This is a genomic window from Bradyrhizobium sp. USDA 3315, from assembly GCF_054056795.1.
In genome coordinates, this window is the sequence record NZ_JBSRYP010000001.1 from 4,580,532 (window position 1) to 4,595,232 (window position 14,701).

Consider the following 14,701-nt stretch of genomic DNA (forward strand, 5'->3'; position numbering starts at 1 on the left):
CCCCTCCATGCATATGAAATATCCTGCGCGGACCGGGAAGGCCAGCCGCGGCGCGGCCGGCGGTGGACGGGATGCATCGCGGCGGCACTCATGTATGCTGCGACGACAGGATCGATCGAACAGGGAAAGTGGCATGACATCGGCTGTCACCACTGGCGCGTGCAGGCTCATGGCCGTTCTGGCGGCTGTCTCCATCGCTTTCACCGCGCCGGTTACCCGCGCCGGCGATCAGAGCGTTGGCGAGCCATCCTGCGACGGCGGCACCTACCAGATGGTCGAATGCCTCAAGGCCAAGACCGCGCAGTGGGACAAGCGGATGAACGTCGCCTACCAGAAGGCGTCGAAGGATGCCGCCGACGACAAGCAGCGCGAACAGCTGCGCACCGCGCAGCTGCTATGGATCCAGTATCGTGACGCCAACTGCCTGTATTACGACCTCGGCGAGGGCACTATCGCCCGGCTCGATGCCGGTGAATGCATGCGCAGCATGACCGAAGCCCGCGCTAAGGAACTGGAGAATCTTGGCCATCAGTGAGCCATCTTCCGGAGTCAGGACCGAGGTCATGACTGATGGAAAGAGCCAGGACGAATTGACCCAGCTTGCGGATGAGGCGTTGCGCGCCCAGCCCGGCTGTGAGACCGCGCGCGTGCCGGCGATCGCCGGGCTGCCCGATGCGCAGATCGGACGCAACTGGGAGATTCCGAACGTCGTGCTCGGCGACAGCCTGATCAGCGACGTCGACCGCGCGGTGCTATCGGTTCATCGCCAGCTCGGCCGCAAGTTTCACCTCGTGTGAGGCGACTTGATCTCAGCTCGCCTGCGCCTGACGTGGCGCGGGCCGGCCGGCCATGCTGATCATCCTGAGCGCGAACACCGCAGCGAGCGGCACGAGGAATAGCGCGTAGAGCGGCATCTCGGGAATCCGCTTGCCGAACGAGACCATGAACTGCAGCAGCAGATAATAGCCGCCGATCAGATGCAGCCTGCGCCAGGCGCGCGGGCCGAGCAGTGCAGCCGTGCGATCGAACGAAGTCGCGGTCAGCGCGATGATGGCGAGATAGCCGATACCGCCGAAGACGTAGGAGACGATCGAGGTCGCGGCCGCAAAGCCGGGCGGATCGAGCATCGCGAAGGCGGCGATCGCGACCGCATGGATGGCGTGCGAGGCCGCGAAGGTGAAGCCCAAATAACGGCGGTTGCGGCGCTGCCAGTGCGTCCAGGCGTTCGGCCACAGCCGCGCCAGCGCCGCCGCCGAGAAGGCGAGGCAGAAGAACAAGAGCGAGGTCCGCGCCGTGAAGCGGATCACCATCCGCACGCCCTCGACCTCGAACTGCCGCATCGCGGCGATCCAGATCGAAAGTCCGATCAAGGTGAGGGTGAGCAGGCCAAACAGCCGCCAGCCCTCGAACCAGTTGCGACGCGTCGCCATATCCGCCTCCCGTTTTATGTAATCACCAGTTACATTTCGGCCCCACGCGCGGTCAATCTGTGTAATCATCGCTTACATTCACAAGCGGGTGATGCTAGAGGTGCGCCATGCGCCGCCCCGCCAAAAGCCCGCCCACCGGCCGCCGGCCCGCCAAGCCGCGTCCGGCCGCGACGCGGGCGCAGGCGGCGAGGCCGTACCACCACGGCGACCTCCGCCGGGTCCTTATCGATGCCGCCATGCAACTGGTCGGCGAGGGCGGCCCGGAGGCGGTCAGCGTGCGCGAGGCCGCGCGCCGGGCCGGGGTCTCGCCGGGCGCGCCGTTCCGGCATTTCCCGAGCCGGGACGCGCTGATGAATGCGGTGGCGGAGGAGGCGCAACGCCGCTTTCGCGCCGAGATCGAGGCGGCGTTGGCCGAGGCGCCGCCAGGCGATCCGCTCGGCCGCTTCCGCCATCTCGGGATCGCCTATCTGCGCTGGGCGATGAAGAACCCGACCCATTTCGAGATCATCTCCAGCCGCCGCTTCTTCGACCACGACCGCTCGGCCGCCGTCTCCGGCGACAATGCCGAGTTGATCGGCCTGACCGAGCGCACGCTGGCGGAGGCATTTTCAGCTGGCCAACTCGGGACGCGCGACCTCAGGCAGGTCCAGATCGCCGGCCGCGCGCTGGTCTATGGCTTCGCGCGGATGCACATCGACGGTCATTTGCCGCGCTGGGGTGTCGGCGATGCGGAGGTCGAGCAGATGGCTGCCGACATCGTCGATCTCTTCATCGCGGGTATCGCGAGCCACGCCGCGCCGGCCGCAAAAGTTTAAGGCGCGCGCACTGCCTGCCGCGGCCAGGCTTGGGCAGGCAAATTCATTGCGCGTTCATAACGATTCAATTACGGTTTTGTGACGCGGCCCAGACACCGGCTGTGCCGCATGCCTCCTGGCCGTTGCCAGTCAAGGCGGTGGCATTGCGCCGGGTTGTATTGCGTCCCGCCCATGGCGCCCGCGCCTCAGCAGAACTCCTCCGTTGCCGCACTGGCCGGCGGTCTTGCCGCGCTTGGCATCTGGCGGTTGATGGCGGTCGCGGCACCGCATTTCGGCGCGCTGATTCTGATGCTGCGCACCGAGACCGATTTCGGCTCGCGGCTTTGCTTCCTGCTCACCTGGGGAATCCTGAACTTCCTGTTCATCGCGCTGCTGCGCCGGCCGGCGCTGTCGGGCGCGCTGTCGCTGACACTGGTCGTGGTCTTGGTGCTGCTGTCGCGCTTCAAGCACGACGTGGTGCAGATGACCGCGAACTTCGTCGACCTGATGGTGATCGACCGCGACACCGCGGCGTTCCTGCTGACGATCTTCCCGAGCCTGCGCTGGTCGATCATCGGCGCCGGCCTCGTCACGCTGCCCCTGATGTACGCGCTGTGGTGGCTCGATCCGTTCCGCATTCGCCGGCTGCCGGCTGCGGCGGCCTGCCTCGCCTGCACCGCGGCGCTCTCGGGTTATGCCTTCGCCTGGCCGGATGAAGCCTGGCGCGGCTATTACGACGACGGCTACCTCTCGAAGTTCGCGCGCTCCGGCGTCACGGCCGTGTCCGATTTCGTCGCCTACGGCTTTATGGAGTCGGATCCGACCGCGAGCGATCAGCTCAAGATGCCCCTGGTCGATGCCTGTCATCCCGCCGGGCGGCGGCCGAACATCATCATGATCCATGATGAATCGAGTTTCGACATCCGCGCCGCCTCCGGCGTCAAGGTGCCGCCGGGCTATGGCAGCCAGTTCAAGTCCTACGACGGCGTCGCGCGCAAATTCCTTGCCGAGAGCAATGGCGGGCCGAGCTGGTTCACCGAGTACAACGTGCTTGCGGGATTGTCCTCGCGCTCGTTCGGCCGGTTCTCCTATTTCGTCACCCGCATCGCATCGGGGCGCGTGGAGCGCGGCCTGCCGTTGGCGCTGCGCCGCTGCGGCTACGACACGCTCTCGCTCTATCCCGCATTCGGCGCCTTCATGAGCGCGCGCAACTTCCAGACCACGACCGGCATCCAGCGCTTCTACGACGCGCATGACCTGCATGCGAAGGATGTCGAGCCCGACAGCTTCTTCTACGACAAGGCGCTGAAGCTGATGGCCGAGCAGAAGACGTCAGGCACGCCGCTGTTCGCCTTCGTCTATCTCGCCGCCAATCATTTCCCCTGGGAAACCAAATTCCGTCCCGAGTTGCTGCCGTCGTGGAAGCGGCCGGGCAATACGCCCGCGGTCGACGAATATCTGCGCCGGCAGGCGATGAGCGCTGGCGACTATGCCGGCTTCGTCGCGGCGCTGAAGAAGAAGTTTCCGGCGCAGCCTTTCCTGATCGTGCGTTACGGCGATCATCAGCCGGAATTCTCGCCGCAGCTGCTCGATCCCGATCTCGACGAGGCCGGCATCGGCAAGAAGCTGATGGATTACGATCCGCGTTACTATGCGACCTACTATGCGATCGACGCCGTCAACTTCGAACCCGTGAAGAGCCCGGCGGTGATGGACACGATCGACGCCGCCTATCTGCCGCTGGTGATTCAGGAAGCCGCGGGCATTCCGCTCGATCCGTCGTTCGAGGAGCAGAAGGCGATCATGCTTCGCTGCAACGGCGCATTCTATTCCTGCAAGGACGGCGCAGAAGCACGCCGCTTCAATCGCCTGTTGATCGACGCGGGGATCATCAAGGGACTTTGAGCATGCTTCGCGGCCTTCGGGCTAAGGCGGAAGCAATCCATTGTCGCCAACCGCAACTGCGCTGCGAGCTCCTCGTGACAACCGCTCCGCACATCACAGCGATCGCATCGTGAACTAGACTAACGTCGGTAGACGAAGGTCGTCGCGCGAAACCGCGCGCATTACTCATTTGTAATTACGCCGCCGAGATTTCGTCACGATTGTTGCGATTATCTGTCGCGCCGCTGCCACGGTGTTCATCAGCGCAGCGTCAAGTCAGCCAATCCCGCCCTTCTTGCAGGAGTGTTTGCCCATGCGAGCGCTCGATGTTGCGCGCCTTGTCGCCGCCTTCGGACTTGCTATCCCCCTTGCCGTTCCCTCAGCCTCCGCCGCGGAGCCGCCGCACGATATCAAGGGGCTCTACTTGATGACGGACTATCCGGCCGTCACCATCAGGCCCGGCACCACCTCCAACATCTCGCTGCGTCTGCAGAATTACGATCTCGGCCCGCAGCGCTACAAGCTATCGGTCGGGGGCGTGCCGAGTGGCTGGACTGCGACGCTGCTCGGCGGCGGCCAGCCGGTCGCGGCCGCGATGCCGGCGCCCGACTCCAGCGTGCCGCTGCAGCTCCGGCTCGACGTGCCAGCCAACGCTTCGCTCGCCGAGCAAACCCTGACGGTGAAGGCCGAAGGGCAGGGCAGCGAGGCGACGTTGCCGATCGTGGTCGCGCTCGCCAAGGAGTTGCCGGCAAAGCTGACGGTGACGTCGAAACTTCCCGAATTGCGCGGCAGCCCGAAATCGAATTTCGAATACACGCTGACCATCAAGAACGACAGCGGCCGCAACCTGGTCGCAAGCTTCGCCGCGGCGGCGCCGCAAAACTTCGAGACCTCGTTCACCGAGGCCTATGGCACACAGGAATTGTCGTCGATCCCGATCGATGCCGGGCAATCCAAGGACATCAAGCTCAAGGTGCGGCCGCCGAGCGCGATCGATGCCGGGCATTTCCCGGTCAAGGTCACCGTCAACGCCGAGGATGCGTCGGCGCAGACCGAGGTGGCACTCGACGTCGCGGGCCAGCCGCAGCTTCAGCTCTCCGGCCGTGACGGGCTGCTGAGCGCGCGTGCGGTCGCCGCCGAGCAGAGCACGATCCCGGTCGTGGTCACCAATAGTGGCACTGCGCCGGCCGACAACATCGAGCTCGCCGCGACGGCGCCGAGCGGCTGGAAGGTCACGTTCCAGCCCGCCAAGATCGAGCGTCTGGTACCCGGCAAGGACACTGAGGTTCAGGCGCTGGTGACGCCGAGCGACAAGTCGCTCGCCGGCGACTACCAGCTCGCGATGCGCGCTACCTCGCGCGGCGAGACGGCGTCGAGCCAGTTCCGCGTCACGGTGAGCACTTCCACCGTCTGGGGCATGGCCGGCGCCGGGGTGATCGGCGTCGCGCTGCTGTTGATGCTGGGTGCGGTTGCGAGGTTCGGACGGCGATGAGCGAGCAGCGGAACAACAGTGCTGCAACACGGCCCGACACCGTCATCGCGGCACGCGATCTCACCAAGCGCTACGGCAAGACCAGCGTCGTCGACGCCATCAATTTCGACATCGCCAAGGGCGAGGTGTTCGGGCTGCTCGGCCCGAACGGCGCCGGCAAGACCACGACCATCCTGATGATGCTCGGGCTCACCGAGATCTCGGCCGGCCGGGTCAGCGTGCTCGGCTTCGATCCCGCGCGGCAGCCGTTGCAGGTCAAGCGGCGGGTCGGCTATCTGCCCGACGCTGTCGGCTTCTACGACCACCTGACTGCGGTGGAGAACCTCGCTTACGCCGCCAAGTTGATGGGCCTATCGATGGCCGAACGCTCGCGGCGGATCGCGGCGGCGCTCACCCGCGTGCGTCTGCTCGACGTCGCCGACAGGCGCGTCGCGACGTTTTCGCGCGGCATGCGGCAGCGGCTCGGGCTCGCCGAGATCATCGTCAAACGCGCCGAGATCGCCATCCTCGACGAGCCGACCACGGGTCTCGACCCGCAGGCGACGATTGAATTTCTCGACCTGATCAGGGAGTTGAAGGCTGAGGGCGTTACCGTGCTGCTGTCGTCGCACATGCTCGACCAAGTGCAGCGCGTCTGCGATCGCGTCGCGCTGTTCCGGGCCGGGAAGATCGCGATGATGGGTTCGGTGGCCGAGCTCTCGGTCCAGGTGCTGGGCGCTGGCTTCGTCGTCGAGGTCGAGGCCGACGGCGCGGGCATTGCGCGGCGGCTCGCGGCGATCCCGGGCGTCGGCAATGTCGAGACGCTCGCCGATGACCGCTTCCGCATGACCGCCGACCGCGACGTCCGGGCCGATGCCGCGCGCGCGGTGGTCGCGGCCAACGGCGCGTTGCGGCGGCTCTCGGTCGACGAGCCGAGCCTCGAGGCGATCTACGCCCATTATTTCCAGGCCACCCCGTCAGGAGGCGTGCGCGATGCGGCGTGAAGGTTCAGCATTCCAGGGCGTCGGTGCCGTCCTCGTCAAGGAGCTGTCGGACAACATCTCGAGCGTCCGCATGCTGATGCTCGAGCTTCTGATCGTGCTGACCGCGATGGCGGCGCTCTATGAGGCGATCGTCGCGCTCCGCCAGAACACCGCGGAGGATCCACTCCTGCTGTTGCGGCTGTTCACGGTGAGCCAGGCGCCGCTGCCGTCCTTTGTCGCCATCCTCGGCTTCCTGATTCCGCTAATGGCGATCGGGCTCGGCTTCGACCTGATCAACAGCGAGCACAACCGGCGCACGCTGTCGCGGATTCTGGCGCAGCCGATCTATCGCGACGCGCTGCTGCTCGGCAAATATCTCGCCGGGCTCGCGACCATCGTGATCAGCCTCACCGCGCTGTGGCTGCTGGTGATCGGCCTCGGCCTGATCTTCCTCGGCGTTCCGCCGGGCGGCGAGGAGATCGCTCGCTCGCTGGCCTTCCTCGTGATCGCGATCTTCTATGCAGGGGTCTGGCTGTCGCTCGCGATGCTGCTCTCGATCGTGTTCCGCTCGCCGGCGACCGCGGCATTGGTGGTGCTCGGCATCTGGTTGTTCCTGACCGTGTTGTGGCCAATGCTGGCGCCCGCGATCGCCCAGGCCATCGTGCCGCCCGATCCGCGCTTCGCCGCGCTCGGCCTCGATACGCCGGGCACGGCGATCTGGACCCAGCTGCTGCAGCGCTTCTCGCCCAATGATCTGTTTGGCGAGGCGATGCTGGCGGTGCTGTCGCCGACCACGCGCACGCTCGGCCCAATGTTCCTCGACCAGATCCGCGGCGCGGTGATGGGGGCCCCGTTGCCGTTCGGCCAGAGCGTGATGATCGCCTGGCCGCAGACGGTCGGCCTGATCGCCTGCACCATCGTGCTGTTCGTCGCCGGCTACGTCCTGTTCCAGCGCCAGGAGGTCAGGGCCTGAGGCGCAGAGCGCGGCCGTTCAGTGGGGCCCAATCTTGTCCCACAGCCAGCGCGCCACGGCGTCGGGCGACGATGATGCGTCATTGCCCGACGCGCGCAAATTCGCCTCGCGCATCCCGGCGATATCGATCTTGCCGAGCAGCGGCCGCAGCGCCGCCTTGAGCGTCTCGTCGTCGCGCCGCTTTGGCGACAGCAGCACGATGGCGTCATAGGGCGGGATGGCGTGCCTGTTGTCCTCGAGCGTGACAAGATCGTATTTCGCGATCAGCCCGTCGCTGGTGTAGCCCGCGATCACGTCGACCTCGCCGGAGGCGACCGCCGCATACATGAAATCCGGCTGCATCTGACGCTGGGCGCGGAACGTCAGCCCATAAGCCTTCTGGATGCCGGCCCATTCCGGCCGCGAGAAGAATTCATAGTCGCCGGCGATCGACATCGTCGCGGCGCGTGACGCGACGTCGGCGATCGAATGGATGCCGAGCTCTTCGGCGCGCTTCCTCGGCATCACCAGCGTATAGGCATTCTCGAAACCGAGCTCGCCGAACAGCGTGATGTCTTGCTTCGCCAGCGTTGTCTGCAATTCGCCCAACAGCTCGGCGCGGGGCTTGATGTCGGTGTGGTGGAACTGGTTGGCCCACAACGTTCCGGAATAGTCGACATAGACATCGATATCGCCGGCCGCGAGCGCGTCGAAGATCACGTTGGAGCCGAGGCCGGCGCGGGTCGTGGCCGGAAGGCCGGCCGCCCGTAGCCGCTGCGCGATCAACGCCGACAGCACATATTGCTCGGTAAACGTCTTGGCGCCGACCACGATGCCCGCATGCGGGCGCGCGATCGCGGGCACCAGCGTCGTCGCGATCAGGGCGGCGATACCGAGCCCGCCGAGCGCCGTCCGGATGCGGCTGCGATTGCGCAGGCCGTTCTCGATCAGCGCCAGCAATTGGTCAACCACAAGCGCGAGCACGGCCGCAGCGAAACAGCCGAACAGCACGAACACCCAGTTCTGGGTCTGCAATCCCGCGAAGATGTAGTTGCCGAGGCTGGTCTGGCCGATCGGCGTCGACAAGGTGGCGGTGCCGATTACCCATACCGCCGCGGTGCGGATCCCGGCCATCATCACCGGCAGCGCCAGCGGCAGCTCGACCATGGTGAGCGATTGCCGCGGCGTCATGCCGACGCCCTGGGCGGCTTCCAGCACCGCCGGATCGACCCCGGACAGACCGGTGATGGTGTTGCGCAACACCGGCAGCATCGAATAGAGCGCGAGCGCCAGCACGGCGGGCAGGAAGCCGAAGGCGGAGAAGCTGAAGCCGAGCCACGCCGCGGTCAACGCGGCGAGCGCCAGCAGCAGCGGATAGAACAATGCGAGCAGCGCGAGACCGGGCACGGTCTGCACGATGCTGGCAAGCCCGAGCAACGTCGTGCGCAGCACCGGCCGGTTACGCGCGATGATCGCAAGCGGCAGGCTGATCAGGAGCCCGAGCGCCAGCGCGGCGACGCTGACCCGCACATGATTGCCGAGATAGTCGGGCAGATGGGAAAGCGCCTCGCTCCAGCGCGGATCGGCTGATAGAGTCATGCCGTGTCGCCCCGCGGCAGCAAAGCGCCCAGGCGTTCAGCCTGCCGCCGCGGCGTGTGCATCAGTTCACCGACATAGCCATCGGTGCTGGCCGAGAGTTCCGCCGGCGTGCCCTGGGCCAGCAGCCTGCCGCCGCGCATCACCGCGACACGATCGGCCAGCAGCAACGCCTCGGTCATGTCGTGGGTGATCATGACCGTGGTCAGGCCGAGCTCGCGGTGCAGCGTTCGATAATCGTCGCCGAGCGCGTCGCGGGTGAGGGGATCAAGCGCGCCGAACGGCTCGTCCATCAACACGATGCGCGGCTTCGCAGCCAGCGCACGCGCGACGCCTATGCGTTGACGCTGGCCGCCGGAGAGTTCGTGCGGCAAACGCTCGCGATATTGTGAGTTGTCGAGCCGCACAAGGTCGAGCAGTTCATCGACCCGCGCCGAGATTTCCGCCTGCGTCCAGCCGAGCAGATGTGGCGTGATGCCGATGTTGTCGGCGACGGACAGATGCGGAAACAGCCCACCGCTCTGGAAGACATAGCCGATGCGGCGCCGCAGCAGGATCGGGTCGATGCGGCTCACATCCTCACCCTCGACCGCGATCCGGCCGTGGTCGGCTTCGATCAGGCGATTGGCGAGCCTGAGCAGCGTCGTCTTGCCGGAGCCCGAGCCGCCGACAATCGCCAGGAATTCACCCTCGGCCACGTCAAGCGAGACGTCGTCGACCGCCACCACGCGACCACTGTCAAAACTCTTGCCGACATGCGCATAGGCAATCAGCGGCGTTGCGGGCATTCCAGGGCGACCTCATGTCTCACCGTCGTTAACGACAGTGATAGCCCATAAATTGGACTTTGACTCGAGGCGCGGGCGCCTGCGCGGTGGTTTCGCAGGCTGTTCCGGTCGAAGCGGATCAGCCCCGTCCGGGGCTGTGAGCACACATCACACTTCGTTCTTGGGTACGTACTTGCCCATGATGCATTTATAGCTCTGCAGGTGCCATTCGTGATACGGCCCCTTGGCGAGCCAATCGGCGATGCCGATCTGCGCATTCACTGCGCAGGCGCCCATGGTGATGCCGGATTGGTCACTCGTGGTGACGACCTTTTCCATGCAGAGTTGAGCATTGCAGAGGATGGCGACGAGCGTAACGAGCATGACGGCCTTTATCAGTGGGGTTAACCCGGTCTGACCCGAATCATGCAGGGTTCATGCCACTATCAGCAGCTCTGGCGTCGCAGCCGACAAGACCGGGAAAGTACGGCCGGAGCGAATCGTCACGGCCGTCAGCGCGTAGCCGCACGCCCGTAGATACGCTATAGTCGCTGCCCAACTACGGCGTGAGATCGGGGCAAGCGAGGAACGTTGCGCGGTCGGGGGCTGCATCGATGATGACGTTACCTGAGTTGGCGGCAGGTGCTTTGGAGAAGTTTCTCGCCACGCATGTCAGCCGCACCTTCGGCGCTTCGCAGGCGCGCTTCGGCGAGCTCCTGCCGGCCGCCGCGCGCATCGCGCTGGAATGCATCGGCAACAGCGACGCGCTCTACCACAATGTCGAGCACACCATGCTGGTCACGCTCGCCGGGCATGACATCATCCGCGGCCGCGCGCTGCACACCCACGTCACCGCCGAGGATTACACCCACACCATCATCGCCTGCCTGACTCACGACATCGGCTATGTGCGCGGTCTTTTGAAAGGCGATGGACCCGATGGCTACGTCATCGATGCCTCCGGCAAGAAGGTGGTGCTGCCGCGTGGCTCGTCGGATGCCGGCCTGATGCCGTATCATGTCGACCGCTCGAAGCTGTATGTGCTCGACAGGCTCGAGGCCGTCCTTCCACTCGATCGCGAGCGCGTCGCGCGCAACATCGAGGGTACGCGGTTTCCGGCGCCCGAAGGCCAGCAATATGACGATGAGGCGTCGATCGTCCGGGCGGCCGATTTCATCGGTCAGCTCGGCGATCCCAACTATATCAGGAAGGCCAACGCGCTCTATCACGAGTTCGAGGAGGTCGGCATCAACCGCCAGCTCGGCTATGAGTCGCCGGCCGATATCGTCGACCGCTATCCGCAATTCTACTGGAACATGGTTGCGCCGCACATTCAAGGCGCCATCAACTGCCTGAACATGACGGCAAGCGGCCGCCAGTGGATCGCGAACCTCTATAGCAACGTGTTCCGCGCCGAGCGCGAGGTGACGCTGTCCGGCCCGCAAATCTGACGCCGCGGCCTTTCAGCACGGATTGTGCTGCGTTCCCCAGCCGTTCGCGTGGTGTCCACATTTAGGCCTGCTTCGTCGTTGCACAGTCCATAGAAATCAGCGACCTTGCGCCATGGACCCCTCCAGCGACCGTGTTTTCGACCCTTTCAGCATGATCTCCCGTTTCGCTCAATTGATTGCGGCTGCCGTTCTCTGCTGGCCGGCGCTGGCCGTTGCCGCCGGTCCGGTCTACGACGTCGATCTGTACGCGTTGATGTCCGGCACCTGCCGCAACGTGACCGTTGCGGGCCGCAGCTACACCTGCAAGGCAGTCGCTTACTTCCACACCCTGCGCGGCCGTTCCGAATTCACCGTGGTACTCGACGATCCCGCCGACAAGAGCCACATCATCTCGTTCTCCGGCGAGAGCACCGAGCGCACCCAGGACAATCTGTTCGAGCTCGCGGTTGACCGCATGTTGCTGAAGTCCAGCGACCGCCCGCGGGTGGATGGTCTGCCGGTGCCGCTGGTCGAGATGTCGACGGGCTCATGCCGTCAGGTCGGAAGCTTCATCACGCGGCAGGTGTCCACCATCACCTGCGCCGCCACCGACCAGAACGGCAAGAAATACGAGCTGAGCTTCGAGTCGGACGGCTCGCCGATGACGTTGCGGCGGTTGCGGCAATCGACGCTGCCGTCCGAACGGCAGCGGGCGCGCCAGATCGCGCAGCTCGAATGCCGTCTCAAGGCGCGCGCCGCGCAAGTGCTGCCGCGGGACACGACGGCCTTCATGATTCGCTGCCTCGGAGAGGGCGACGGCAAGCCGGCCGACGAACAGCGATAGCCACGCGCCCGGCGATCCGGACCAGGCTTGAGGAGAATTCGATGCGCTTGAAATTCATCATCGTCGCCGCCCTCGGCGCTGGTCTCGCCGAGCCCGCCGCCGCGCAAATGTACGATCCGAACTATCCGGTGTGCCTGGAAGTCTATGGCGGCAGGCTGACGCCCGAGTATATCGATTGCAGCTACACGTCGCTTCCGCAGTGTCAGGCGACGGCCTCGGGGCGCTCCGCGACGTGTTCGGTCAATCCGTTCTACAAAGGTCCGAAAAAGCCGCCAAAGCAACGGGGGCAGCGACAACGCCAATCCGCCAACTAGCGCGCTCAGGCTTGCCGCCTGCCGTTGCTCAAGACTGTATGGCCGTCGTGTCCCCAGTGCGGTTGACTAACTCCGGCAGTTGTGAGGAAACGGTCCGAGCAATAAGGAGAATCCGATGCGCCTGAAACTTTTCGCGATCGCTGCGTTCGCGGTTGCGCTGGCCCGACCTGCCGCCGGACAGGCCTATGATCCGAACTATCCGGTCTGTTTGCATCTCTACAACGGGCCGATGGCCGGAGACCACATCGATTGCAGCTACACCTCGATCCCGCAGTGTCAGGCGACCGCATCGGGTCTCTCTGCGATGTGCATCGTCAATCCCTTCTTCGCTCCTCCGCCACCACCCCCGGAACGTCCGGTGCGCCGCGGACGCCATCCCGTTCAGTGAGGCGGGCCCGCGAAACTCGTCCCGTCAAAGCGGCACACGCAAGGCATCGTAGGTGAACAGCCAATCATAGCGCTCGCGCACCCGGTCCGGCTGCCATTCGCGCGAGACATAGGCGTCGGCGCCTTCGGCGTCGGCAAGCGCGGGATTATGGAAGCGCCTGGCATTCTCGGCCGACTTCACCACGATCGCGTTCGTCCGCGTCAGCCGTGCGGTCTGGTAGCGCTGCAGCGCTTCCTCGGGCGGGAAGCCTTCAAGACAGCGCGCCAGCACCATGCCGTCCTCGATCGCCATGTTGGCGCCCTGGGCCAGGAACGGCAGCGTCGGATGCGCGGCGTCGCCAAGCAGGCAGGCGCGCCCGACGACGAAGCGATCGAGCGGGTCGCGGCCGAGCAGCGCCCATTTGTAGGGAATATCGAGGCTCGCGATAATGGTGTGGATCTGCGGATTCCATCCGGCAAAGGCTCCGCTGCAGGCCTCGCGCGTGCCGCGTTCGGTCCACGATTCGACCGACCAGCTCTCACCCTCGAAGATACCGACGAAGTTCAACAACTCGCTGCGGCGAACCGGATAGGTGATGACGTGGCCGCCCGGGCCGATCCAGTTGGTGCCGACGTCGCGCCTGAGCGGTGACGGTAGCCGTTCCATCGGCACCAGTCCGCGCCAGGCGGCCACGCCCGAAAAGAACGGCTTGGTGTCGCCGCCGATCTGCCGGCGAATTGCGGAGTGCACGCCGTCGGCGCCGACCACGACGTCGCCGCGCCGACGCTCGCCGTTGGCAAAGTCCAGCCAGATGCCGTCGCCGTCCTGGTCAAATCCGGTGCAGCGGCTGCCGAGATGCAGCCGCCCCGGCGCCCGAACCGTGAATGCGTCGACCAGCACGCGGTGAAAGTCGCCGCGATGCACCATCCAGTAGGGCGCGCCATAGATCGCGCGCGAGGAGGCGCCGAGGTCGAACAGTTTCCAGGTCCGCCCGGTGCTGAACAGCCTGATCTCCTTGCCCGAGGGCTCGCAGGCGATGGCCTGCATCTCCTGCTCGAGGCCGAGCGCGATGAGGACGCTGGTGCCGTTGGCGCTGAGCTGGACACCGGCGCCGAGCTCGCGCAGCTCGGACGCCTGCTCGAAGATCTCGACTTCGATGCCACGCTGCAGCAGCGACAATCCGGCGACGAGACCGCCGATCCCGGCGCCGGCAATCAGGACCTTTGGCTTGCGGTCTGTACTCACGCGAACACCGCTATCTGCGCGTGATCAGGAAGTCGTCGGTGAATTCGCCGCGCGACAGCTTGACCGGGATCTCGCCGACGCTGCCGATCTCGACGATCTCCGAGCCGGACTTGTTATCCTCAGGGGTTAACAGCTCGATGCGCTCGGCGATCCGCTCCGCCTGCCAATCGGTCAGTTTCCAGGCAAACCGGCCGCCGAGATCGCGCATGCCGAATTCGTCGTCGGCAGGCGCTAGCACCAGCGCGTCGCGCGAGACGGCACCGGGAATCCGCTCCGCGACGGCAATGGTCTGCGGGTCTTCGGCAAAGCGCCGCAGCAGCATTGCCAGGGCGGCGAGATCGGCAGCTTCGCCGAGGAACAGGAACAGCGGATGAAAATCGCTCGGCATGTATTCAAATCGCAGCATGATCGTCGGTCCGTTGACTGGGACTACTCGCTGAGCACCTTGATGACGTCCTGGGCGTGGCACAGCTCCACCGTGCCAACGTCGGCGGGCCGGGCAGGGCACTCCAGATAGCGCACCTGCAGCCACTGGCCATCGTCCATGTTCTCCACCACTTCGGCGACGACGCCGGCCTCCAGTTTCAGCCGCGTCCCCACCTTGATCGCCATCACGTCAATCAT

Annotated in this window: 18 protein-coding genes; 11 read left to right on the forward strand and 7 right to left on the reverse strand. The window is 65.5% G+C overall.

Annotated features, from left to right (window positions below; genetic code table 11):
* The first annotated feature begins 133 nt into the window (after window positions 1–133).
* Window positions 134–535: a lysozyme inhibitor LprI family protein gene (locus tag ACVIYL_RS21075; RefSeq protein WP_456779592.1), complete on the forward strand. Its 402-nt coding sequence runs from the start codon at window positions 134–136 to the stop codon at window positions 533–535.
* A gap of 28 nt (window positions 536–563) precedes the next feature.
* A complete protein-coding gene (locus ACVIYL_RS21080; protein WP_168857163.1) occupies window positions 564–797 on the forward strand; it encodes a hypothetical protein in 234 nt (77 codons plus the stop codon).
* 12 nt (window positions 798–809) lie between these two features.
* On the opposite strand, the gene ACVIYL_RS21085 is transcribed toward ACVIYL_RS21080, so the two are convergent.
* Complete coding sequence (locus tag ACVIYL_RS21085; RefSeq protein ID WP_456779593.1) at window positions 810–1,430, reverse strand: hypothetical protein; 621 nt, start codon at window positions 1,428–1,430, stop codon at window positions 810–812.
* A 107-nt stretch (window positions 1,431–1,537) separates the two neighbouring features.
* Here ACVIYL_RS21085 and ACVIYL_RS21090 point away from each other — a divergent pair, with 107 nt between their 5' ends.
* The 5 genes from ACVIYL_RS21090 to ACVIYL_RS21110 all read left to right on the forward strand — a co-directional run bounded on the left by ACVIYL_RS21090 (window position 1,538) and on the right by ACVIYL_RS21110 (window position 7,535).
* Window positions 1,538–2,245, forward strand: a complete 708-nt coding sequence (locus ACVIYL_RS21090) for a TetR/AcrR family transcriptional regulator (protein WP_253607604.1) — start codon at window positions 1,538–1,540, stop codon at window positions 2,243–2,245.
* 171 nt (window positions 2,246–2,416) lie between these two features.
* Window positions 2,417–4,129, forward strand: coding sequence for a sulfatase-like hydrolase/transferase (locus ACVIYL_RS21095; RefSeq protein ID WP_057015052.1), 1,713 nt, complete (start codon window positions 2,417–2,419; stop codon window positions 4,127–4,129).
* 292 nt (window positions 4,130–4,421) lie between these two features.
* Window positions 4,422–5,600, forward strand: a complete 1,179-nt coding sequence (locus tag ACVIYL_RS21100) for a COG1470 family protein (RefSeq protein ID WP_456779594.1) — start codon at window positions 4,422–4,424, stop codon at window positions 5,598–5,600.
* Window positions 5,597–6,583, forward strand: a complete 987-nt coding sequence (locus ACVIYL_RS21105; protein WP_092089964.1) for an ABC transporter ATP-binding protein — start codon at window positions 5,597–5,599, stop codon at window positions 6,581–6,583. Before ACVIYL_RS21100 ends, ACVIYL_RS21105 begins: the two co-directional genes overlap by 4 nt.
* A complete protein-coding gene (locus tag ACVIYL_RS21110; protein WP_456779595.1) occupies window positions 6,573–7,535 on the forward strand; it encodes an ABC transporter permease in 963 nt (320 codons plus the stop codon). The genes ACVIYL_RS21105 and ACVIYL_RS21110 overlap by 11 nt, the downstream gene beginning before the upstream one ends.
* Window positions 7,536–7,553: 18 nt before the next feature.
* Here ACVIYL_RS21110 and ACVIYL_RS21115 read toward each other — a convergent pair whose 3' ends face one another.
* The 3 genes from ACVIYL_RS21115 to ACVIYL_RS21125 form a co-directional block, all read right to left on the reverse strand.
* A complete protein-coding gene (locus tag ACVIYL_RS21115) occupies window positions 7,554–9,113 on the reverse strand; it encodes an ABC transporter permease/substrate-binding protein (protein WP_456779596.1) in 1,560 nt (519 codons plus the stop codon).
* Entirely contained in the window at window positions 9,110–9,898 is a 789-nt protein-coding gene (locus ACVIYL_RS21120) for an ATP-binding cassette domain-containing protein (protein WP_253607606.1), read from the reverse strand. Before ACVIYL_RS21120 ends, ACVIYL_RS21115 begins: the two co-directional genes overlap by 4 nt.
* A 147-nt stretch (window positions 9,899–10,045) precedes the next feature.
* Window positions 10,046–10,261: a hypothetical protein gene (locus ACVIYL_RS21125; RefSeq protein ID WP_016844293.1), complete on the reverse strand. Its 216-nt coding sequence runs from the start codon at window positions 10,259–10,261 to the stop codon at window positions 10,046–10,048.
* Window positions 10,262–10,491: 230 nt separating this feature from the next.
* Between ACVIYL_RS21125 and ACVIYL_RS21130 the strand changes: the two genes are divergently transcribed.
* The 4 genes from ACVIYL_RS21130 to ACVIYL_RS21145 all read left to right on the forward strand — a co-directional run bounded on the left by ACVIYL_RS21130 (window position 10,492) and on the right by ACVIYL_RS21145 (window position 12,853).
* Complete coding sequence (locus tag ACVIYL_RS21130; RefSeq protein ID WP_310880641.1) at window positions 10,492–11,328, forward strand: metal-dependent phosphohydrolase; 837 nt, start codon at window positions 10,492–10,494, stop codon at window positions 11,326–11,328.
* A gap of 151 nt (window positions 11,329–11,479) precedes the next feature.
* Window positions 11,480–12,151 carry a hypothetical protein gene (locus ACVIYL_RS21135; protein ID WP_229190056.1) on the forward strand — a complete coding sequence of 224 codons (672 nt, stop codon included), beginning with the start codon at window positions 11,480–11,482 and terminating at the stop codon, window positions 12,149–12,151.
* A 41-nt stretch (window positions 12,152–12,192) separates the two neighbouring features.
* Window positions 12,193–12,465 carry a DUF3551 domain-containing protein gene (locus ACVIYL_RS21140; protein WP_456779597.1) on the forward strand — a complete coding sequence of 91 codons (273 nt, stop codon included), beginning with the start codon at window positions 12,193–12,195 and terminating at the stop codon, window positions 12,463–12,465.
* Between the two features lie 115 nt (window positions 12,466–12,580).
* The gene (locus ACVIYL_RS21145) at window positions 12,581–12,853 is read left to right on the forward strand and encodes a DUF3551 domain-containing protein (RefSeq protein WP_016844297.1); all 273 of its coding nucleotides are present in this window, start codon (window positions 12,581–12,583) and stop codon (window positions 12,851–12,853) included.
* Between the two features lie 24 nt (window positions 12,854–12,877).
* Here the strand turns inward: ACVIYL_RS21145 and ACVIYL_RS21150 are convergent, their stop codons facing one another.
* The 3 genes from ACVIYL_RS21150 to ACVIYL_RS21160 are packed head-to-tail and all read right to left on the reverse strand — an operon-like array spanning window position 12,878 to window position 14,701.
* Window positions 12,878–14,077: an FAD-dependent monooxygenase gene (locus ACVIYL_RS21150; RefSeq protein ID WP_456779598.1), complete on the reverse strand. Its 1,200-nt coding sequence runs from the start codon at window positions 14,075–14,077 to the stop codon at window positions 12,878–12,880.
* A gap of 10 nt (window positions 14,078–14,087) precedes the next feature.
* Window positions 14,088–14,483 carry a hypothetical protein gene (locus ACVIYL_RS21155; protein WP_225162579.1) on the reverse strand — a complete coding sequence of 132 codons (396 nt, stop codon included), beginning with the start codon at window positions 14,481–14,483 and terminating at the stop codon, window positions 14,088–14,090.
* 23 nt (window positions 14,484–14,506) lie between these two features.
* Window positions 14,507–14,701: an SH3 domain-containing protein gene (locus ACVIYL_RS21160; protein WP_028342366.1), complete on the reverse strand. Its 195-nt coding sequence runs from the start codon at window positions 14,699–14,701 to the stop codon at window positions 14,507–14,509.

Excerpts from the sequence above, each read along its gene's own strand:
- ACVIYL_RS21100 (WP_456779594.1), top strand. The coding sequence starts at position 4,422 with ATGCGAGCGCTCGATGTTGCGCGCCTTGTCGCCGCCTTCGGACTTGCT.
- ACVIYL_RS21080 (WP_168857163.1), top strand. The coding sequence starts at position 564 with ATGACTGATGGAAAGAGCCAGGACGAATTGACCCAGCTTGCGGATGAG.
- ACVIYL_RS21105 (WP_092089964.1), top strand. The coding sequence starts at position 5,597 with ATGAGCGAGCAGCGGAACAACAGTGCTGCAACACGGCCCGACACCGTC.
- ACVIYL_RS21140 (WP_456779597.1), top strand. The coding sequence starts at position 12,193 with ATGCGCTTGAAATTCATCATCGTCGCCGCCCTCGGCGCTGGTCTCGCC.
- ACVIYL_RS21085 (WP_456779593.1), bottom strand. The coding sequence starts at position 1,430 with ATGGCGACGCGTCGCAACTGGTTCGAGGGCTGGCGGCTGTTTGGCCTG.
- ACVIYL_RS21125 (WP_016844293.1), bottom strand. The coding sequence starts at position 10,261 with ATGCTCGTTACGCTCGTCGCCATCCTCTGCAATGCTCAACTCTGCATG.
- ACVIYL_RS21095 (WP_057015052.1), top strand. The coding sequence starts at position 2,417 with ATGGCGCCCGCGCCTCAGCAGAACTCCTCCGTTGCCGCACTGGCCGGC.
- ACVIYL_RS21115 (WP_456779596.1), bottom strand. The coding sequence starts at position 9,113 with ATGACTCTATCAGCCGATCCGCGCTGGAGCGAGGCGCTTTCCCATCTG.
- ACVIYL_RS21145 (WP_016844297.1), top strand. The coding sequence starts at position 12,581 with ATGCGCCTGAAACTTTTCGCGATCGCTGCGTTCGCGGTTGCGCTGGCC.
- ACVIYL_RS21120 (WP_253607606.1), bottom strand. The coding sequence starts at position 9,898 with ATGCCCGCAACGCCGCTGATTGCCTATGCGCATGTCGGCAAGAGTTTT.
- ACVIYL_RS21155 (WP_225162579.1), bottom strand. The coding sequence starts at position 14,483 with ATGCTGCGATTTGAATACATGCCGAGCGATTTTCATCCGCTGTTCCTG.
- ACVIYL_RS21160 (WP_028342366.1), bottom strand. The coding sequence starts at position 14,701 with ATGATTGACGTGATGGCGATCAAGGTGGGGACGCGGCTGAAACTGGAG.
- ACVIYL_RS21135 (WP_229190056.1), top strand. The coding sequence starts at position 11,480 with ATGATCTCCCGTTTCGCTCAATTGATTGCGGCTGCCGTTCTCTGCTGG.
- ACVIYL_RS21075 (WP_456779592.1), top strand. The coding sequence starts at position 134 with ATGACATCGGCTGTCACCACTGGCGCGTGCAGGCTCATGGCCGTTCTG.
- ACVIYL_RS21130 (WP_310880641.1), top strand. The coding sequence starts at position 10,492 with ATGATGACGTTACCTGAGTTGGCGGCAGGTGCTTTGGAGAAGTTTCTC.
- ACVIYL_RS21090 (WP_253607604.1), top strand. The coding sequence starts at position 1,538 with ATGCGCCGCCCCGCCAAAAGCCCGCCCACCGGCCGCCGGCCCGCCAAG.
- ACVIYL_RS21110 (WP_456779595.1), top strand. The coding sequence starts at position 6,573 with ATGCGGCGTGAAGGTTCAGCATTCCAGGGCGTCGGTGCCGTCCTCGTC.